This is a genomic window from Actinoplanes sp. NBC_00393 (assembly GCF_036053395.1).
In the GTDB taxonomy this organism is placed as follows: Bacteria; Actinomycetota; Actinomycetes; order Mycobacteriales; family Micromonosporaceae; genus Actinoplanes.
The window spans coordinates 7,863,417-7,882,985 of record NZ_CP107942.1; the positions used below are offsets into that span (position 1 = coordinate 7,863,417).

General features: G+C 71.0%; 18 protein-coding genes. 8 read left to right on the forward strand and 10 right to left on the reverse strand.

From position 1 onward, the window contains the following. Nucleotides 1–7 precede the first annotated feature (7 nt). Nucleotides 8–619, reverse strand: coding sequence for a hypothetical protein (locus tag OHA21_RS36405; RefSeq protein ID WP_328462870.1), 612 nt, complete (start codon nucleotides 617–619; stop codon nucleotides 8–10). Nucleotides 620–723: 104 nt separating this feature from the next. Here OHA21_RS36405 and OHA21_RS36410 point away from each other — a divergent pair, with 104 nt between their 5' ends. Continuing rightward, nucleotides 724–2,931: an AAA family ATPase gene (locus OHA21_RS36410; RefSeq protein WP_328462872.1), complete on the forward strand. Its 2,208-nt coding sequence runs from the start codon at nucleotides 724–726 to the stop codon at nucleotides 2,929–2,931. On the opposite strand, the gene OHA21_RS36415 is transcribed toward OHA21_RS36410, so the two are convergent. The 5 genes from OHA21_RS36415 to OHA21_RS36435 form a co-directional block, all read right to left on the reverse strand. Beyond that, nucleotides 2,932–3,264, reverse strand: coding sequence for a DUF3263 domain-containing protein (locus tag OHA21_RS36415; RefSeq protein WP_328462874.1), 333 nt, complete (start codon nucleotides 3,262–3,264; stop codon nucleotides 2,932–2,934). A gap of 71 nt (nucleotides 3,265–3,335) precedes the next feature. Continuing rightward, nucleotides 3,336–4,343 (reverse strand): ABC transporter permease subunit, encoded by a 1,008-nt coding sequence (locus OHA21_RS36420; RefSeq protein ID WP_328462876.1) that lies wholly within the window; start codon nucleotides 4,341–4,343, stop codon nucleotides 3,336–3,338. Next, on the reverse strand, nucleotides 4,340–5,353 hold the full coding sequence (locus tag OHA21_RS36425) for an ABC transporter ATP-binding protein (RefSeq protein ID WP_328462878.1): 1,014 nt from the start codon (nucleotides 5,351–5,353) through the stop codon (nucleotides 4,340–4,342). Before OHA21_RS36425 ends, OHA21_RS36420 begins: the two co-directional genes overlap by 4 nt. A gap of 41 nt (nucleotides 5,354–5,394) precedes the next feature. Next, nucleotides 5,395–5,796, reverse strand: coding sequence for a contact-dependent growth inhibition system immunity protein (locus tag OHA21_RS36430; protein ID WP_328462880.1), 402 nt, complete (start codon nucleotides 5,794–5,796; stop codon nucleotides 5,395–5,397). Nucleotides 5,797–5,881: 85 nt separating this feature from the next. Next, nucleotides 5,882–6,667 carry a DeoR/GlpR family DNA-binding transcription regulator gene (locus OHA21_RS36435; protein ID WP_328462882.1) on the reverse strand — a complete coding sequence of 262 codons (786 nt, stop codon included), beginning with the start codon at nucleotides 6,665–6,667 and terminating at the stop codon, nucleotides 5,882–5,884. A gap of 190 nt (nucleotides 6,668–6,857) precedes the next feature. On the opposite strand from OHA21_RS36435, the gene OHA21_RS36440 reads away from it, so the two are divergent. Genes OHA21_RS36440 through nagA form a run of 3 tightly spaced genes read left to right on the forward strand, consistent with a single transcriptional unit; the run spans nucleotide 6,858 to nucleotide 9,792 of the window. After that, nucleotides 6,858–7,781 carry an SIS domain-containing protein gene (locus OHA21_RS36440; RefSeq protein ID WP_328462884.1) on the forward strand — a complete coding sequence of 308 codons (924 nt, stop codon included), beginning with the start codon at nucleotides 6,858–6,860 and terminating at the stop codon, nucleotides 7,779–7,781. Continuing rightward, nucleotides 7,778–8,701 carry an ROK family protein gene (locus OHA21_RS36445; RefSeq protein ID WP_328462886.1) on the forward strand — a complete coding sequence of 308 codons (924 nt, stop codon included), beginning with the start codon at nucleotides 7,778–7,780 and terminating at the stop codon, nucleotides 8,699–8,701. The genes OHA21_RS36440 and OHA21_RS36445 overlap by 4 nt, the downstream gene beginning before the upstream one ends. Further along, nucleotides 8,698–9,792 (forward strand): N-acetylglucosamine-6-phosphate deacetylase, encoded by a 1,095-nt coding sequence (gene nagA, locus OHA21_RS36450; RefSeq protein ID WP_328462888.1) that lies wholly within the window; start codon nucleotides 8,698–8,700, stop codon nucleotides 9,790–9,792. The genes OHA21_RS36445 and nagA overlap by 4 nt, the downstream gene beginning before the upstream one ends. 874 nt (nucleotides 9,793–10,666) lie before the next feature. Here the strand turns inward: nagA and OHA21_RS36455 are convergent. Both OHA21_RS36455 and OHA21_RS36460 read right to left on the reverse strand, forming a co-directional pair. Next, nucleotides 10,667–11,371 carry a phosphatase PAP2 family protein gene (locus OHA21_RS36455; protein ID WP_328462890.1) on the reverse strand — a complete coding sequence of 235 codons (705 nt, stop codon included), beginning with the start codon at nucleotides 11,369–11,371 and terminating at the stop codon, nucleotides 10,667–10,669. A gap of 10 nt (nucleotides 11,372–11,381) precedes the next feature. Beyond that, complete coding sequence (locus tag OHA21_RS36460; protein ID WP_328462892.1) at nucleotides 11,382–12,740, reverse strand: trypsin-like serine peptidase; 1,359 nt, start codon at nucleotides 12,738–12,740, stop codon at nucleotides 11,382–11,384. 92 nt (nucleotides 12,741–12,832) lie between these two features. Here OHA21_RS36460 and OHA21_RS36465 point away from each other — a divergent pair, with 92 nt between their 5' ends. Continuing rightward, entirely contained in the window at nucleotides 12,833–14,053 is a 1,221-nt protein-coding gene (locus OHA21_RS36465; protein WP_328462894.1) for a DUF4032 domain-containing protein, read from the forward strand. Here the strand turns inward: OHA21_RS36465 and OHA21_RS36470 are convergent. Then, nucleotides 14,030–15,796, reverse strand: coding sequence for a potassium channel family protein (locus tag OHA21_RS36470; protein WP_328462895.1), 1,767 nt, complete (start codon nucleotides 15,794–15,796; stop codon nucleotides 14,030–14,032). The two genes, OHA21_RS36465 and OHA21_RS36470, sit on opposite strands and share 24 nt — an antisense overlap. Nucleotides 15,797–15,920: 124 nt before the next feature. Here OHA21_RS36470 and OHA21_RS36475 point away from each other — a divergent pair, with 124 nt between their 5' ends. Both OHA21_RS36475 and OHA21_RS36480 read left to right on the forward strand, forming a co-directional pair. After that, a complete protein-coding gene (locus OHA21_RS36475) occupies nucleotides 15,921–16,898 on the forward strand; it encodes a hypothetical protein (protein WP_328462897.1) in 978 nt (325 codons plus the stop codon). 95 nt (nucleotides 16,899–16,993) lie between these two features. Continuing rightward, entirely contained in the window at nucleotides 16,994–17,503 is a 510-nt protein-coding gene (locus OHA21_RS36480) for an MSMEG_6728 family protein (RefSeq protein WP_328462899.1), read from the forward strand. On the opposite strand, the gene OHA21_RS36485 is transcribed toward OHA21_RS36480, so the two are convergent. Then, a complete protein-coding gene (locus tag OHA21_RS36485) occupies nucleotides 17,457–17,888 on the reverse strand; it encodes a GNAT family N-acetyltransferase (protein WP_328462901.1) in 432 nt (143 codons plus the stop codon). The two genes, OHA21_RS36480 and OHA21_RS36485, sit on opposite strands and share 47 nt — an antisense overlap. Nucleotides 17,889–17,970: 82 nt before the next feature. Here OHA21_RS36485 and OHA21_RS36490 point away from each other — a divergent pair, with 82 nt between their 5' ends. Continuing rightward, on the forward strand, nucleotides 17,971–19,569 hold the full coding sequence (locus tag OHA21_RS36490) for an outer membrane protein assembly factor BamB family protein (RefSeq protein ID WP_328462903.1): 1,599 nt from the start codon (nucleotides 17,971–17,973) through the stop codon (nucleotides 19,567–19,569).

Consider the following 19,569-nt stretch of genomic DNA (forward strand, 5'->3'; position numbering starts at 1 on the left):
GAACCGGTCAGCAGCCCGTGCCGGAGGTGAAGTTCTTCTCCACGCTGGCGGCCAGGCCACCGGCCACCGCGGTCACCTTGTCCGCGCTGGTCGAGAAGATCAGCGCGTTCGTGCCGTCGACGACCTGCCAGGCCTGCGCGCCACCGGCGCCGCTGAGGAGCTTGCCGCTGGGGTACTTCGCCTGCGCGTCAGCGAGGGTCGAGCCGACTCCCACGCCGGTGCCGGTCCGCGCGTTCTCACTCTTGGTGACGAACACGGCCAGCTTGCCCTGGGCGAAGTACACGTCGGGCTTGCCGAACATGACGCTGCCGGTGGCGGCGGTGCAACCGGCGGCGTCCTTGAGACCGCTGACGCTGCCCGCGTCGACCAGCTCGGCCTGCGGCTCATCGACCTGGTAGGGCCCGAAACCACCCGCCGTGATCGTGAACGGGTTGAGCGCTCCGGCCGACGGCGCCTGGGCGTCGATGCCGCCCGGCCGTTCGATACCCGGCGGCGCCGTCTCGGCGACGTCGTCCGAGACGACCGGCGCGGCGGCCGGCGGAGCGGCGGCCTCGTTACCCGCCTTTTCCTCGTCGTCACTGCACCCAGCGAGTGCGGTGAGTGCGAGCACGGCGGTCATCACAACGAGAGAACTGCGCCTCATCAATGGCCTCCCCGAAGGCGTGGCAGAGCCGGATAGCGTGGACACCGCATAGCCCCCACGATCAAACGGAGGCATCCGCGGTGGCTGATGATCTCACGCTGACGGTGACGCTGCGCCCCGCGGCCCTGGATGCACGTCGCGGCATCGTACGCCTACATCCCGAAGTGATGGCAGCCCTGGCGCTGCGCCCGGGCGATCCGGTACGCCTGACCGGCACCCGGACCACCGCCGGCATCGTCGCGCGCGCCGAGTCGTCCGCCAGCCGGGCCCTGCTCTACGCCGACGATCTCACCCTCGGCAACCTGGGCATGCGCGACGGCGGCCAGGTCACGGTCACGCCGGTGCCGGTCGTGGCGGCCCGCCGGGTCACCCTGTCCGGACCGCCGGAGATCGTCGCCGTGGTCTCGCCGGAGATGCTGCGGCTGGCGCTGCTGGGCAAGGTGGTCAGCGCCGGGGACGACGTCTCGCTGCTGCCGCAGGACGTGCTGCCGGAGGCTGGGCACCGATCCCTGGTCGAGGCCGCACGGCGCAGCCTGGCCAACCGGGTGGGGTACGCGTGGACCAGCACCCTGCTGACCGTGACGGATCTCACCGACGCCGATGCCGCCCTGGTCACCATGGACACGGTCGTCGCCTGGCAAGACGGTCCGGCGTCGGCCGGCGGCACCGCCACCGCCAGCCCGTCCCGGGCCGGAGCGCCCGCCTCCACCGACCCCGAGGTGCCGCCGCCCAGCCTGGACGACCTGCCCGGTTTGCGGGCCCAGGCCAAGGAGCTCGAGGAGCTGCTCGATCTCGGCTTCCACCACGGGGAGGTGCTGTCCCGGCTGGGCACCAAGGTGTCGCTGGGCGTACTGATCTCCGGTCCTTCGGGGTCCGGCAAGTCCGCGCTGGTCCGCGCGGTGAGCGCGGCGGTGGGCGCGCGGGTGCGGCCGATCTGGGCGCCGGAGCTGGCCGCGCTGACCAACAACGCTGCGGCCGCGCGGCTGCGCGAGCTGGCCCAGGATGTACGCGGTGACGGCCCCGCCGTCCTGCTGATCTCGGATGTGGAGGCACTGGCCCCACGGGACGAGCCGGGCCCGATCTCCACGGTGTTCCGGCAGGTCCTGGCCGAGACGGTGGCGGACGGGGCAGCCGTGGTCTGCACCACCAGCCACCCGGAGTCGGTCGACCCGTCGCTGCGCGCGCCCGACCTGCTCGCCGTCCAGCTGACCGTGCCGCTGCCGGACTCCGCGATGCGCCGGGAACAGCTGGGCGCCCTGACTCGTGGGATGCCGCTGGCGGAGGACGTGCGGCTGGATGATGTCGCTGGGCGTACCCCCGGATTTGTCGCTGCCGACCTCGGCGCGCTCGCGCGCGAAGCCGGAGTGCGTGCCGCCTTGCGGCAGAAGGACGCGGAGTCACCCACCGTGACCATGGCGGATTTCGAGGCCGCGCTGGACGTGGTACGCCCGACGTCGATGGCCGAGTCCACCCTGGAAGTGGCCGCGGTGACCCTGGACGACGTGGGCGACATGGCCGACGTGAAACAGGTGCTCACCGAGTCGGTGCTGTGGCCGCTGACCTATCCGGACACGTTCGCCCGGCTCGGGGTCTCGCCGCCGCGCGGGGTGCTGCTCTACGGGCCGCCCGGCTGCGGCAAGACGTACCTGGTGAAGGCCATCGCCGGGACCGGCAAGGCGAACGTGCTCTCGGTGAAGGGCGCGGAGCTGCTCAGCAAGTGGGTCGGCGACAGCGAACGGGCGGTCCGCGAGCTGTTCCGCCGGGCCCGGGAGGCGGCGCCGACCCTGGTCTTCCTGGACGAGGTGGACGCGCTGGCGCCCACCCGCGGGCAGGCCACCGACGGCGGCACCACCGACCGGGTGGTGGCCGCCCTGCTCACCGAGCTCGACGGGGTCGAGGACCTGCGCAACGTCGTGGTGATCGGCGCCACCAACCGGCCCGACCTGATCGATCCGGCCCTGCTGCGCCCGGGCCGGCTGGAACGGCTGGTCTACGTGCCGCCGCCGGACGCCGAGGCCCGCACCGCGATCCTGCGGGCGTCGGCCAAGGCGGTGCCGCTCGACGAGACGGTCGACCTGGTGAAGCTCGGGGCGGAACTGGAGGGCTTCTCGGCCGCCGACTGCGCGGCGCTGGTCCGCGAGTCCGCGCTGGCCGCGATGCGGGACTCGCTGGAGGCCTCGACGGTCACGGCCGGCAATGTGGCGACGGCCCGCAAGCGGGTGCGGGCGTCGCTCGACGCCGGCCAGGTGGCGTGGCTGGAGGCGTACGCCCAGACGCACCAGCCCTGATCAGCGCCTCCGGGTGCGGGCGCGGGCCGACCGGAGCCGCCGCAGCCGCCCGACCAGGACCGGGTCGTGCTCGAGCGCGGCCGGGTTGTCCAGCAGCGCGTTGAGGAGCTGGTAATAGCGGGTGGAGGAGAGCCCGAAGGTGTCCCGGATCGCCTGCTCCTTGGCGCCGGCATGCTTCCACCATTTCGCCTCGAAGGCGAGGATGCCCTGCTCCCGCTCGGTCAGCCCGGCCGACTCCGGCTCGGGCGCGGGCGGCAGCGCCTCGGACGGCTCCGCGGCACGCGGAACCGGAATGTGCTGCTGCTCTCCGGTCGGTTCGGCGGCGGGCTGCATGGCACTCCCAAGTGGTGGACGGGGAATCGTCAGCAGCATAAGCGCCCCCGACGATCCCCGCGTACGTTACCTCAGGTGATGTCGCGCTTACGCATCGTCCACATCGCAGCGCCCACGATGACGACCACGAGCGCCGCCATGGCCGTGCCGGCCGTTTGCCAGGTCATCGTGAACTGCGCGTACTCACAACCCGCCGTGCTGGAGAAATCGCAGGACGCGTAGTCCTCCACGACGAACTCCTTGTACAGCCAGGCGAAGAGCCACAGCGGCACCAGATAGGCGTCCGGGTAGGCGAGTTTGGCCAACTGGGCCATCACGTACACCCCGATCTGCACCGCGCCGATGCCGATCAGAGCACCCAGCGCCATCCCGGTGTGCCGGCCCAGCGAGGCCAGCGCGAACCCGAGCGCGCCGCCCACCACGACCAGCGCCAGGCCGCGAAGACCCATCAGGCCGAGCGACTGCCACACGCCCGAGGTCAGCTTGTCGGTGGTGCCCCGGAACTCGGCGATCAGCCGGAACAGCCCGGTCCACACCGCGGCCAGCAGCAGCGTGCCGCTGATCAGCCAGCCCAGGAAGACGGCGAGCTTGGTGCCCAGCACCCGCAGCCGTTGCGGCCGCCAGAGCAGCAGGTTCATCATGCCGCCGCTGTTCCACTCGGCGCCGACGAAGGACGCTCCGATCAGGAACGCCGCCGCGGCCAGCACGACTGCGAACACCGAGATCATGTCCGGGAACTCGGCACGGAACTCGAAGCTCGGCGGCAGGTACCAGACGTAGTTGAAGTCCTCCGGGGTCGGCGTGTAGAGGTTCTCGCAGTCGGTGCCCCAGTTCGCGGCCTCGGGCGTACCCTGCGCCGCGATGCACCGCTCCTTGTCCCGGGCCGCCTGCTCCAGGTTCGACCGGTAGTCCCGGTCGGCGTCCGCCTTGGCCTGCGCGATCTGCGTATCGGTGACCTTCTCGTTGGAGAAGAACACACCGACCGCGACGGCGCCCAGCACGAGCAGCACACCGACCATGAGGAACTTCGTGAAGCGGCGCTTGAACAGCCGCCGCGACTCGGCACGTGCCAGGCTCACTGACCCCACCCACCCTTGCCCGCCGCACTTCCCGCCGCGCTTCCTGCCGCCGACATTGCGCTTTGATCGACCTGGCGGTTCTGGCCCTCGACCGGCGCGGTGCCGGTCAGCTCCAGGAAGACGTCCTCCAGGTCGGCCGCGACCGGGGTCAGCTCGGCCACGTAGATCTGCTTCTCGGCCAGCAGCTTGGTGATCTGCGCCGGGTTGCTCGCGTTGCCGACGGTGAAGTGATCGGTCTCCAGGGTGACCTCGGCGCCGGCCGCACGCAGGATCTGCGCCGCGCCGAACAGGTCCACACCCGGCTCCAGGCGCACCTTCACCGCGCCGGACCGGTGCTGGGCCAGCACCTCGGTGACCGAACCGGAGGTCACCCGCCGCCCGGCCGAGATGATCGTCACCGAGTCGCAGATCAACTGGATCTCGCCGAGGATGTGGCTGGAGAGCAACACGGTCATCCCGGCCGCGGAAAGATCGCGCATCAGGGTGCGCATCTCCCGGATGCCGCCCGGGTCCAAACCGTTCGCCGGCTCGTCCAGGATCAGCAGCTTCGGCTCCTTCAGCAGCGCCGACGCAACCGCGAGACGCTGCTTCATGCCGAGCGAATAGGTCTTCACCCGCTCCTTCGACCGGTCCCGCAGCCCGACCAGATCGAGCACCGAGTAGACCCGGTTGCGGTTCACACCCCCGGCGTCGGCGAGCAGCGACAGCGTCGCCTCAGCGGTGAAGTTGCCGAAGAACTGCGGGCTCTCCACGATCGCGCCGACCTCCCTGGCCACCTCGGGCAGGTGCCGGGGCACCTCCCGGCCGAGGATCGCCATCCGGCCGTCGTTCGGCTTGATCAGGCCGAGCAGCGTACGCAACGTGGTGGTCTTGCCGGAGCCGTTCGGGCCGAGGAATCCGTGCACCTGCCCGGCCTCGACGACCATGTCGAAGCCATCCAGCGCGTTCCGGACACCTTTACGGCCGCGATAGGTCTTCCGCAGCCCTGATATCTCGAGTACGGCGGTCATTCGCCGCACCCTAGGTCAAAGGCGCCACTCCGGGGATCCCATCAGCCTTCGGCCCGCCCGAATTTGTTGATCTCCGCCCTGGTCTCGTCGTCCACCTCGCCGGGTTCGACGGTCGCGAGGACGGCCTCGAGCCGGGCCCGCGAATCGCGGTCGGTCACCCAGTAGGCGGCCGGCACCCGAATCACCGCGACGAGAAGATCACCCGGGTAGAAGTCGCCCTCAGCCAGCGGGTCCGCTTCGAGCACCCGCACCGCTCGCGGCACGAGAACCGGCAGGCCCACCTGCTGCCCGATCAACACCCGAAGGTCCTCCACCCCGAGCTCCGCAAGCGGACGGCGACGCAGCTCATGAACGGTCGCAACCAGCCGCGACGATCCGGTCGGCGGCCCGCCCCAGAACACCCCTTCAACCTCTTCGAGCGAAGCCGCATCCCCCTCTGACACGCTCAGCCCCTCTCGGCGAGATGCTCTTTCATCCGGTCCGTCTTGGTAAGACCGAGTCGAGCGCCCCGTCCCCGGTGGCGCTCCGTCAGGCGGTGATCACCTCTACGCCGGCCTCGCGGAAGGCGGCGACCACCGAGGCCGGCGCGCCGGAGTCGGTCACCAGGGTCTCGACCTTGGTGATCGGGCAGATTCGGGCGAACGCGTGTCCGCCCAGCTTGGAGGAGTCGGCGATCACCACGACACGCTTGGCGCGGGCGACCATCAGGCTGTTCATCGCGGCCTCGCCCTCGTGGTGGGAGGCCGCGCCGAGCTCGACGTCCAAGGCGTCGACGCCGAGCAGCACGATGTCGAGGGTGACCTCCTTCAGCAGGGCGCCGCCCAGCGGGCCGACCACCTCGAAGGACTGCGGGCGGACCACGCCGCCGGCGACCACGATCTTCATCCGCGAGCGGACCAGCAGCTCGTTGGCGATGTTCAGGGCATTGGTCACCACGGTCAGCTGAGCGCCGTCACCGCTGACGTTCAGGTCTGGGCGGACCGCCAGGGCCCGGGCCACCTCGGTGATCGTGGTGCCGCCGTTGAGCCCGACGACCTGACCGGGGGTGACCAGGCGTGCGGCGGCCTCACCGATGCGCTGTTTCTCGGCGGAGTGCTTCGCGCTCTTGTACCGCAGCGGCAGGTCGTACGAGACTCCGTTGGCAACCGCACCGCCGCGGGTGCGCGTGATCATCTGCTGTTGCGCGAGCTGGTCGAAGTCGCGGCGAATGGTGGCCTGGGACACGTCGAGACGGTCGGAGGCCTCCTCGACCGTTACCCGGCCGCTCTCCGTGAGTAGCTCGAGCAGGGCATTCCACCGCGCGTACCGGTCCACCCGACACTCCCAGATGCACGTTCCATGATAAGTGTGTGCACATTAGTGCGCGAAAGGCCCGGAAGCAAAGCGACCCGATGCGCGAAGGCCCGGAGGAACTTGCCCCCGCGCCACCGTCATGAGCACAATAACGCGCGAAAGACCCGGGAACCGAGCGCGAATGCGCAGCAACTACCGGTGAGGAACAGCCATGAGCCATGTGAAAGCGGAGATCGCCACCCAGCCGGAGTGCTGGCGACGGGCCTCGAAGCTAGCCGGATCCCCGGGCCTGCCCGAGCGCGGCGAACGGGTCGCCGTCGTCGGGTGCGGCACCTCGTGGTTCATGGCGAAGTCGTACGCGGTGCTGCGCGAACAGGCCGGCCACGGCGAGACCGACGCGTTCCAGGCATCCGACTTCCCGTACGGGCGCCGCTACGACCGGCTCGTCGCGATCACCCGTTCGGGGACCACGACCGAGGTCGTCGACCTGATGCGCACGGTCGGTGAGCGGACCCCGGTCACCGTGATCACCGCCGATGCCGCCCAGCCGGCCGCCGACATCGCCGACCACGCGGTGGTGCTGGACTTCGCCGACGAGAAATCGGTCGTGCAGACCCGGTTCGCCACCAGCGTGCTGGCGGTGCTCCGCGCCCACCTCGGTCACGACATCGAGACGGTCGCGATGGACGGCGAGGTGGCCGTCCGGCTGCCGCTGCCGGTGCACCCGGCGCTCTGCGACCAGATCACGTTCCTGGGCCGCGGCTGGACTGTCGGGCTGGCCGAGGAGGCCGCCCTCAAGTGCCGGGAGACGGCTGGTTACTGGACCGAGTCGTACCCGGCGATGGACTACCGGCACGGCCCGATCTCGATCGCCGGCCCGCGTCGCGTGGTGTGGGCGTTCGGGGACGTCCCGGCCGGGCTCGCCGACGAGGTGGAGGCGACCGGCGCGGCGTACGTGCACAGCCGTCACCACGGCGGTTACGCCTCCCTGGGCCGCTGGGTCGGCGGGCGCGAACCCCTCGACCCGATGGCCGACCTGATCCTGGCCCAGCGGGTCGCCGTGCTGCTCGCCACCACCCAGGGCCTCGACCCGGACAATCCACGCAACCTCACCCGCTCCGTAGTCCTGCAGTGACGAGCCCCGTCGTAGTCGCCCTGGACGTCGGCGGCACCGGCATGAAGTGCGCCCTGGTCCGCCCGGAAGGCACGGTCGTCCACGAGGAACGGCACCCCACGCACGCCGACCGCGGTCCCGAGGCGGTCACCGAGCACATCCTGAGCATCGCCGAGTCGCTGGCCGGCAAGGCGCGCGCCGACGGGCTCACCCCGGTCGCCACCGGCATCGCGGTGCCCGGCGTGGTCGACGAGTTGAACGGCGTCGCGGTCTGGTCGGCGAATGTCGGCTTCCGTGACGTACCCCTTCGTGATCTTGCAGCCCAGCGCCTGGGTATGCCCGCCGCGCTCGGCCATGACGTCCGCGTCGGCGCCCTCGCCGAAGCCCGTCTGGGCGCCGGGCGGGGCCGCCGGCACGTGCTGTTCGTGGCGATCGGCACCGGCATCGCGGCCGGCCTGGTCGTCGACGGCACCGGCTATCCGGGCGCGCACGGCGCCGCCGGCGAGCTCGGCCACGTGGTGGTCCGCCCCGGCGGCCGGCCGTGCGGCTGCGGGCTGCTCGGCTGCCTGGAGGCGGAGGCCTCGGCCAAGTCGATCGGCCGCAGATACGCGGAACTCTCCGGTGACCCCGACGCCACCGCGTTCGACGTGGCCACCCGGGCCGCCGCCGGCGAACAGCTGGCCGGCGAGGTCTGGGAGGACGCCGCCGAAGCCCTCGCGGCCGGGCTGCTCACCGCGCAGGCCCTCTACGACGTCGGGGTGGTGGTGCTCGGCGGCGGGCTCGCCGAGGCCGGCGACGACCTGCTGCGGCCGGTACGCGCCGCCGTGACCCGCGGCATCACGTTCCACCGCGCTCCCGAGATCGTCCGGGCCGAACTCGGCGACACCGCCGGCTGCCTGGGTTCCGCCCTGCTCGCTCTCGATCACCTAGGACAAGAATGACCCGGATCTCCGGCCGCATCGTCACCCCCACCGCGGTCATCCCCGGTCACCTCGACCTCGACGGGCCGGAGATCGCCGCGATCGTGCCGGACCCGGCCGCCGGCGACGACGTGATCGTGCCCGGCTTCGTCGACCTGCACTGCCACGGCGGCGGCGGGCACACCTTCACCACCGGCGACGCCGACGCGGCCCGCGGTGCTGCCGCCTTCCACCTCGGTCACGGCACCACGACGCTGCTGGCCAGCCTGGTGAGTTCGCCGTTCGAGCTGATGCGCTCGGCCACCGAGGCGTACCGCCCGCTCGTCGCCGAAGGGGTGCTGGCCGGCATCCACTTCGAGGGCCCGTACCTCTCCGGCGCCCGCTGCGGCGCGCAGAACCCGGCCTTCCTGCGCGACCCGGTCCCCGCCGAACTCGCCGAACTCATCAAGATCGGCGAAGGCGCAGTCCGGATGATGACCATCGCCCCCGAACTGCCCGGCGCCCTCGAGGCGATCGCCTATCTGCACGAGAACGGCGTTCTGGCCGCAATCGGACACACCGACGCCTCGTACACCCAGACCCAAGCCGGCGTAGCAGCCGGCGCAACCCTCGGCACCCACCTGTTCAACGGCATGCGCCCCCCGCACCACCGCGAACCCGGCCCGGTGGTCGGCCTTCTCTCATCGAGCGCCGCCGTCGAACTGATCGCCGACAACATCCACCTGCACCCCGGCATGCTTACCTTCGCCGCCACCACCGCCGGCCCTGACCGCTCGATCCTGGTCACCGACGCGATGGACGCCGCCGGCATGCCCGACGGCCACTACGAACTCGGCGGCCAGGAAGTGATCGTCGCCGACCGGGTGGCCCGCCTCGCCGCCGGCGGCGCCATCGCCGGCAGCACGCTCACCATGGACGTCGCCCTCCGCAACGCGGTCGCAGCCGGCCTCCCTCTGGTCAACGCGGTGGCGATGGCCGCCACCACCCCGGCCCGCCTGCTCGGCCTGGCCGGCCAGGTCGGCTCCCTGCTCCCCGGCCACCGAGCCGACGTGGTCACCCTCAGCTCGGACCTAACGGTCAAGTCGGTCATGCGTGCAGGGGCATGGATCTAAAACCTTTCCCGGTACGAGTTTTCGAAAAGTCCCGCCGAGCCACGCGATCCACCAGCGGGTCAAGGCCCCAACGCGTCCGCCGGGCTTAAGCAGCCACTCCCGCAGGCCAGCCCGGCAGCCACTCGGACTCGCAGCGCCGCTCCCCACCCCTCCGGCCTCGGCTGTCGCCGAGAGCGACATCCCGCCCCCTCGACTTGCCAACACGACGGCCCCACCACTCTCAGCCGCCAACCAGGCACCCAACCAGCCCGCCCTTCCATGCCTGGGCGGCGGCCGAACCTCCCCAGCCGCCGACCAGGCGCCTAACCGGCCCGCCATTCCATGCCTCCACGGCGGCCGAGCCTGCCCAGCCGCCGCCCAAACACCCAACCCGTCCCCATTCCATGCCTGGGCGGCGGCCGAAGCAGCATTCCCGGTCAGCCGGGCCAACGGGCTGACACCCAACGTCGCTTCCCGGCCCGCGAAGCAGCACCCACCGTCAGCTGGACCAACGCAGCTGGCGCTCAGGGTCGTTTCGCAGCGCCCGAGGCAGCACTCGGCGACAGCCGGGCAAACCGGCTGGGAGTCACGGCTGTTTGGGAGGCCTGAAACAGCCATCAGCACCAGCTGGGTCACCAGCGCCCGATCGGCTGGGCAGCGGCGGCGCTGGTCGCGGTGGGACGAGGATCGCGCCGGAGCTGAGGCTCGGACCCTGGGCCGGGGCTGAGGGTGGGCGAAAGGCCGGGGCTGAGGGTGGCGAAAGGCGGGGGCCGGGGAGCTTGAGTAGCTGCATGGGCCCGGCGGCCGCGCTGGGGCCTGGAGTGGCAGCTGGTCGCGTGGTAGGGCGGGGACGGTCAGGAAATGGGGGACGGTGTTGACCCGTACCGATAAAAGGTCAGAGGCCTGCCGGGCGTGACCAACCGCGGCTGGGGAGCGGCAGCGCGTCCCACGGGATGCGCTCCAGCAAGCGGGCCAGGACCAGGCCGAGGAGGACGCCGGCGACTGAGTCGGTGACCCAGTGGTAGCCGAGGTAGACGGTGGTGGCGAAGACGATCACGACCGGGGCGACTCGCAAGGCCAGCCATTCGCGGCGGGTGAGGGGGCGGCGCAGCAGGGCGGTGAGCAGGATGGCGAAGACCGCGTACCAGACCAGGACGTTGCCCATGTGGCCGGAGGGATAGCTCATCGCGTAGATGCCGGACGCGTGCGGGTTGAAGAGGATCGTCTTGTCCGGGCCGTCGAAGGCCGGCGCGGCCCGGTCGAAGAAGATCTTCGCCGGGCCGATCGTCAGGTAGGTCAGGATGAAGGCTGCGGCGAACGGGAAGAGCGCGCGGATCGAGCGGGTGCGGTAGTACAGGATGCCGGTGAGGATCAGCGCGACCGGCATCAGCACCTGGCCGCCCTGGCCCAGGTAGTTGAGGACCCGGGCGGTCCAGTACGCGGGGTCCGGCTGGTTGGCGAAGGCCCAGTCGGCGACCGCCTGGTCGAAGCCCAGCAGCCAGCCCTTCGCCAGGATCAGCGAGAGCGCCGCGAATCCGGCCAGGGCCAGCTGGTCGGGCCACCAGGCGGTGGTACGCGTGGGCGCGATCGTCGACGTCACGCCTCCAACGCTAGAGGTGCGCGCGCAACCGGTTGGCCAGCAGGTCCCCTCGTACGCCGGAGTTGGGGCATCCGCCGAAGTGGTGCAGCGCCACGACCTTGTTGGTGGCCCGGGACAGCACCGGCGAACCGGACGAACCACCAGCAGTGTCGCAATAGTAGGAGACATCGGAGTGCGCGGCATAACCCGTGTAGTCCGGGTTGTCGACGGCACAGTTGCCCGCTTTGTCCCCCTGGCCACCGGCGATCCGGGTGGGTTCACCGGCGGGGTGCTGCGGCACGTAGAGCGCCTGCCCGCGAGCCGGCCGCACGGTGTCCAGGGTGAGGTAGCCGAACTTCTCGATCGACGCGAACCCGCTGACCGTGAACAGCGTGTAGTCGAGGACCCGATCGGTGGCGAGGACCTTGTCGCCCCAGACCTTGGTCGGCTTGAACACGTCGTACCCGCCGCACCGAGCGCACTGGTAGTTGAACCACACCTCGGTGTCGTACGCCTCGCCCGACGTGGTCAGGCAGTGGTTGTTGGTGATCATCCGGTTCTTCGGGCCGGCCCGCCAGCCGGTGCAGAGCTCGGTCCCGTTGATCAGCAGCCGGGCGATCGCCTTCGACTTGGTGTACGCCACCCGGTCCTTCGTCTGGTAGCAGACAGCGTCGGTGGAGGTGTCGGCCCCGCACACCGATTCCTCCCGGCCCGGCGAAGCAGGCGCTGACTCGCCCCGCCCGAAGCCGCGGGCCACCTGGTCGACGTGCACACCGAGGCGGCCGAGTGCCGACCCCAGCCCGAGCGGGTCGACCGCCCGATGCACCTCGAGAACCGCCGTGTCACCGGTGATCGACATCGCCCAGCGACTGTCCGCGTCACCCGCGTCGTACCGGTAGGACTCGGTGCCCTCCGGGTTCGACACGGTCAGGTAGTCGCCGGGCAGCATCGCGATCCGGTCGAAGTGCAGCTTGACGTACGAAGCCCCCGGGTAGTGGAACTTCTCCTTCTGCGGCCCGGACAGCGCACCGAGCAGCCGGTTCACCGACAGCAGTTCACCGATCCGCTGCCGTCCGGTCGACTCGGCCCGCGCTGATTCGAGCGGACGGTCGTGTGCCTCACTCCGGCCCTCGGGGGCCGCCGCGCTTCCGGACGGCGATGGCTTCGTCTTCGCCGCCGGGCGTTCCGCCACGCGGCCCGCCTCGGGCACCGGGACGGTCGCGGTGGGCGCCTCCCCATGCACCGCCACCGGGGTACGCGCCACACCCGGCGCCTCGTGCCAGGTGCCGACGGGCCGATCGCCGGTGTGCGTCAACGCCACCGCGCCGGCCGTTCCGACCAGCGCCAATGCGGCGCACGTTCCGATCACGATGCCTGTCCTGCGTCGCATGCCACTCCCGCTACGTTCGTCGGCCCGTTTCGCACCTGTGTAACGAGCCACGTACGGACGCGACGCGCCGCACGAAAGTGCACACTTGGTCGGTGCGCATCACGTCCGCCCTCATCGACCCGGCGTTGCTGGATCTGCCGTGGCACATTCCGCTCGAGGATTGGCCGGCTGACCACCTGGTCGCACTTCCGCAGGGCATTTCGCGACACGTCGTCCGGTTCGTCAAGCTGAACGACGTCGTCTACGCGATGAAGGAGACCCGGGAGCGGATCGCCGAGAAGGAGTACGACCTGCTTCGTGCCCTGGAGCGGATCGACTTCCCGGCCGTGCAGGCGATCGCGATCGCCACCGACCGGCAGACCAAGGACGGCGAGCCGCTGGAGACCGTTCTGGTCACCCGGCATCTGCAGTTCTCGCTGCCGTACCGTGCGCTGTTCTCCCGCGTGCTGCGGCCGGAGACGATGAACCGGCTGCTGGACGCCCTCGCCGCGCTGATCGTGCGGATGCACCTCACCGGTTTCTCGTGGGGTGACTGCTCGCTGTCGAACACGCTGTTCCGGCGGGATGCCGGCGCCTTCGCGGCGTACCTGGTGGATGCCGAGACCGGCAATCTGTACCCGAAGCTCTCCGAGGGGCAGCGCAGCGAGGACATCGAGATCCTGCGGCTGAACATCTTCGGCGAGTGCCTCGACCTGCAGGCCGCCGAGCTGCTGCACGAGTCGATCGACCCGGAGAAGGTGGTCGACGACATCGTGGCCCGCTACGACCGGTTGTGGCACGAGGTGACGTACGAGCAGCAGGTGGCGAAGGACGCCCGGCACCACATCGAGCGGCGGATCCGGCGGCTCAACGAGATGGGCTTCGACGTCGCCGAGGTGTCGATGTCCACCATGGACGGCGGCTACAAGGTCCGGCCGAAGGTGGTCGACGCCGGCTACCACACCCGGCGGCTGATGCGGCTGACCGGCTTGGACGCCGAGGAGAACCAGGCCCGGCAGCTGCTCAACGACCTGGACACGTACCGGGCGGAGAGCCACCTGACCGACGAGCAGCAGGCCGCGCACCGCTGGCTGACCGAGGTCTTCGAGCCGGTGGTCCGGGCGGTGCCCGCGCACCTGCGCCGCAAGCTGGAGCCGCAGGAGATCTTCTCGCAGATCATCCAGCACAAGTGGCTGCTGTCCGAGCGCGCCGGGCGGGACGTCGGGATGGCTCCGGCGGTGCAGTCGTACCTGACCGAGGTGCTGGTCAACAAGCCCGACGAGCAGGCCGTGCTGGGTGTGGAGGCGGATTCACTGAGCGGCGGCCTGGTTTAGCGGCGGGCTCGCCAGCTCGACCAGCGCCCGCAGGCCACCGCGCCGGGCGACCACCAGGATCCGGTCGCCCTCGGCCAGCACCCGCCGGCGATCCGGCACCCAGTCGACCCATTCCTCACCGGCGGCGGACATGCCGATCACCCGGGCCGCACCGGGGTGGTCGGCGTGTTCCAGCGGCGCGCCGTCCAAGGTGGAGCCCGCGTAGACGGTGACCGTGCCGACCATGACGGCGTGCCGGTCGACCGGGATGGTGGCGTGCACGTCCCGTTCCAGCAGGGCGGCCGCGAACACCGGCGCGCACAGCCGGGACACACTGCGCGAGATGTCGATCTGGAACGCCGACTCGACCCGTTTCGCGAAGTCGTCGTCGAAGAGCCGCAGCACCACCCGCAGATCTTCGCGGGCGCTCCGGGCGCGCAGGGCGGCCTGCAGGTTCACCGGGTCGTTGGTGGAGAGCACGACCAGCGCCCGGCAGGTGTCGATCGAGGCGGCCTGCAGGGTCTCTTCCGACGAGGCGTCACCCACGATCACCGGAACGCCGCGGTGCCGGGCGGCCTTCACTCCACGGGCTTCCGCGTGCCGGTCGATCGCGACCACCGCGATGCCCAGGTCGTGCAGTTGCCGCAGCACCTGGGTGCCGACGTTGCCGAGACCGACCAGCACGATGTGGTCGCGGATCCCGCCGGCGATCCGGCCCTGGCTGAGCGCCAGGCGCGCGTTCACCATGCCGTCCACCACCGCGGCCGTGATCAGCGGGATGATCGCCAGGCCGGCCAGGGTCAGCACGAGCTGCGCGATCTGGGCCACCGCGGGCCGGCCGACCTCCACATCGGACGAGCCGACCGCGGTCAGCAGCGTCACGTAGATCGACTCCCAGAACGCGTAGTGCGGCTGGTCGAACCGGCTCAGCACGGCGCCGGCGACGATCGTGATCGCCACGGTGATCAGGACTGCCATGCCGAGTTTGCGGTTGAGCGCGGCGCGGAAGACCCGCCCGATCGCCCGGAACGGCCGGCGACGGCGTCCGGCGCGGGCCAGCAGCCGCCGGGTCACGTCTTCGCCGGGCCGGCGGCCGACGGCCTCGGCCAGGACCAGGTCGCCGGGTTGCGCCGCCTCGCGCCCCGGCTCGGCCGGCAACACTTCGACCGCGCCATCGGCGCTGGTGGTGGTCAGGGTGAGCACGATCCGGCGGTCGGCGACGTCGGAGCGGTGAGCGACATAGAGGGTACGGTCAGCGCGCCGGAAGTGCGTCGGAGCGACCTCGCCCAGCGCCGCCGCGACGAAGGCCGGCGCGGCCATCTCGGCGTCGGAGAGCACCGCGCAGTCCGGGAAGAGCCGGACCACGCTGTCGCCGAGCCCGGTGCTGAACATCCGCACCACGACCCGCAGGTTCGCCTCCACCTCGCGGGCGCAGAGCGCGGCGTGCAGGTTGACCATGTCGTCCGGCATGATCAGCGCGAGCGCCGTCGCACCGGCGAGCCCGGCCTCGCGGAACGTCCGCTCGTCCAGCCGGTCGGCCTTGCGCCACTCGACGCCGTGCTCCCGCAGCGCGGCCAGATCAGGCACATCCGGGCGCAACCGGTGCGGAGTGATCACTGTGATCCGGATCCGGTGCCGGGAATTCGCCAGCTCCTCGGCGAGCGTGTAGACGAGTGCGTCAGCGCCGCAAAGCACCAGGTGAGGACGGTTGTCCCCGGTGGATTGTGGGGAGTCGGCAACGTCTTCGGCGGGAACGACACTCACGTCCGCAGATCGTAGTCAGCCGGAACCCGCTCGCGGGGCCGCTCGTTGCCACATCCGAACCATTCGTCCGACTTGGTGGGTATGTCCCCAAACCCCATCGTCCGATGTGGCTGGAGAGATTCAAGTGCGCAAGTTGTGGAGTGCCGGAGCGATCGCCTGTGGTTTGCTCCTCCTCGGAGCCGCGCCCGCCCGGGCTGATCAGCTGCCGAACCCCAGCGCGGTGGACGGGCCGTTGACCGCCCTCGGCCACGCGCTGGAGCCGACCAACGACTGGCGGCTGTCCAGCCCCGTCGCGTCGGATCCGCTCAGCGGCGAACCGCTGGTGACCTTCCAACCCGGCGACCGGCAGCTCCTCGCGGTGCAGCCGGGCACCGGCAACGGGCTGACCGAGGCGGTCCCCGGGCAGCAGCAGGGCCGGCGGACCGGGAAGCCGGCCGACCGGCGCCGGCTCGCGCCCGCCGCCGACGTGATCAGCCGGACCGTGCCCGCCCCGCAGGACGAGCCGAGCGGCCCGCTCGGCGGCCTGCCCATCCAGGGCATCCCGATGCCGCTGGCCGGCCAGGACATGAAGCTGGCCAACGTGCCGGTCGACCAGATCGCCGGCGGAACCGTCTTCGGCGGCCTCACGCCGGCCGGCACGCCCACGGCAGCCGGGACCGACACCCGGACACCGGCCGCCGACGAGCGCCCGACGGCTCGCGCCGAGCGGCAGAGTGCCGACTTCCCGCTGCTCGGTGGGCTCGACGGCACCACCACGGTCGACGACCTCCAGCAGCAGATCGTCGACTTCCGGTCGGACGTCGCCGGGCTGCCGCTCGGCGGCGCCCCGGTGCGGGTGAACCCGGCCGACAACACACGCCCGGCCGACGACGCACGCCCAGCCGACGACACGCGTCCGGCCCGCGACGCACGCTCGGCCCGCGATGCGCGCCCGGTCAGCCCGGCCCGCGACGCACGCCCGGTTGACCCGGCTCTCGACGCACGGCCGACCCAGTCGGCCAGCGCCACGAAGGCTCCGGCCGACACCGACGCGCCCGCCACCGCCGAGGTGGACGACCCGCGCCTGCACGAGGAGCCGGTCGAAGGTTTCGGCGGCCAGTAGTCGTTGCCCCAGCGAAAGCGCGCGCCGTCAACGTCCAGCGGCGCGCGCTTTCGCGTACCCGGGCACGCACGCATCGGGCAGCGGACAATCAGGGCATGCAGACCTTTCTGCCGTTCCCGGATTTCATCGCGAGCGCCAAGGCGCTCGACACCAAGCGGCTGGGCAAGCAGCGCGTCGAGACCATCCAGGTGCTGCGCGGTCTGACCCAGCCGGGGTACGGGTGGCGACACCACCCCGCGGTCAAGATGTGGCACGGGTACGAGGAAGCCCTGGTCCGGTACGGCCTGGACATGTGCGATGTGTGGACCGCCACCGGTCGCGCCGACACCTGTGCCGCCACGCTCCTGGTGGACCTGCGGGCGGCCACCGGCATCGACACCGTCCGGACCGAACAGGAACTCGCCGCGGCCGGCGACCTCCCGCCCTGGCTCGGCGACGAGGACGTGCACCGCAGTCACCGGTCCGCGCTGCTCCGCAAGGAACCGGACCACTACCGGCCGTTGTTCGGCCCGGACCTCGCCGACGACCTGCCGTACGTCTGGCCGGTGTCGGACCGCCCTAGCTCTCTGGCGACTCCACCGACAGATCCCAGCTCAGCAGGGTGAACGTCATCTCCTCCAGCGCACCCGCCCGGCGATAGGTGGCGAGCGCCGCCTTGTTGTCGGACTCGGTGGCCACCCACATGCCGTAGCAGCCGTTGTTCCGGGCCACCTCGGCGAGCGCGTCGACCAGCGCGGTGCCGATCCCCTGAAGCCGCGCGACCGGTGCCACACCCAGCTCGTAGACCAGCATCTCGGTGCCCTTGTCCGGGTGGGTCGTCTCCACCCCGGAGATCATCCCGATCGGGCGGTTCGCGTCGTCGTACGCCAGGAGCAGGTGGTGCGTGGGGTCGGCGAGGAAGCGCTGCGTGGCGGCCTCCAGCGGTGGCGCGTCGAAGAGATCGGCCGCGCGATGCACGTCAGCGACGGCGGTGACACGTTCGATGCGCATGGCGCCCACGATAGTCAGGGTCTCCGCGCGTCCGGCGTACTCGTCGCCTTCGCTGCGCTCGGTAGCATGACGTGCCGATACGGTGGCGGAGAAGGGCGGCGAGATGGCGGTTCCGGCGCGCAGCGAGACCCCGGACGAGGGTGAGCGGACGGAACGGCTCGGCTCCGGGCCGGACCGGGAGTATGCGGATCCGGTCGACCCCTGGGCGGCGGCCGAGGCTGCGGCGATCGCTGCCAACGGGCACGTTCCGTACCACCTGGCAGACCCGCACGCGCCGGCCCAGCCGAACTCGACGTGGACCATTCCGGGGGCGCAGGAAGGGGCACCGGACGCTACGAAAAGCGTGCGTAGGTCGTACCGGAAAGGGGTTTGGGCGGCGTGCGCAGCCGGCGCCGTCGCACTCGGCGTGGCCGCCGCAGTGATCTTCTGGCCCGGCTACCCGGCCCTCGACTTCCACTCATTGGACCAGGAGAAACGGTACGACGCGCAGGTGCCGATCTCGTCGAGCTGGTCGAACGCCGAGGTGGCCGGCGACCGGGTCTACTACGCCAGCTCGGACTCGGACGGCAATCTCGGCGTGGTCGCGGTCGACGCCGAGTCACGCGACGAACTCTGGCGCACCAGGGTGTCCAGTCCCGGCGCCACCGCCTGGCAGCAGATGGTGGCACTCCCCGCGGGCGTGGCCGTCTTCTCCACGCTCACCTCGTCCAGCAAGATCCAGATGGTCTTCCTGGACGCCGAGGACAACGGCCGCAAGCTGTGGGAATGGCCGATGGGCAGCTCGGACGTCATGCATTTCGGGGCGAAGACGGCGGTGCTGTCCGACCGCGGCGAGGGCCGGCTGCTCTGGATCGACCTGGCCACCGGCAAGGTGAAACTCGAGCAGGACGACAAGGACTCGTCGCTGATGGTGCCGGTCAGCACCGCGGACGATCTGGCCCGCCCGGCCGGCGTCTTCGGCCGCTTCCTCGACCCGGCCTACGGCGACGCCCGGATCGTGCAGATCAACGGCGACAGCTCGGCGAACGTCTACGACATCGACTCCGGCAAACTGCTCAAATCCCGCGACAGTGTGGCCACCACCAGCAACGAGGTGCTCGCCCACGACGGCCGGCTGTACGTGCAGGACTCCACCGGCAACGCGCAGAAGATCTTCGGGTACGCGCTCGACGAGCTCGGCCTGCCGGTGACGCTCTACACCGCCGGGCCGGACGCCTCGATCAGCAAGTTCGCACCCTGCGGCGAGGATCGGCTCTGCTTCGTCGAGACGGACGGCTACGACCGCAAGAAGGACCGCGTGGTCGCGGTCGACGCCGTCAAGGGCGGCGAGATCTGGCGGACCGACATGCCCGAGATCGAATCCCTGGCGCCGGTCGGCGACTCGGTCCTGGCCACCACCAACTCGTCCACCGACGAGGTCGCGCTGCTCGACAAGGACGGCGCCAAAGTGTGGACCGCCACCGGACGGGCCGCCCGGATCGACGGCGGCAACCTGCTGCGCTTCGCCGACCCGCTCACCATGTCGGTCGGCAACCGGACGCTGTCCGGAGTGCACCTCGGCGACGATCCGGTGGACATGGGCGAGGTGCGGGACGTGTACACCGCCACCTGCTCGTGGAACACGTCGCTGCTGGCCTGTGTCGGCAAGGAGCAGTTCGTGCTTTACCGTTTCGCCGGCTGA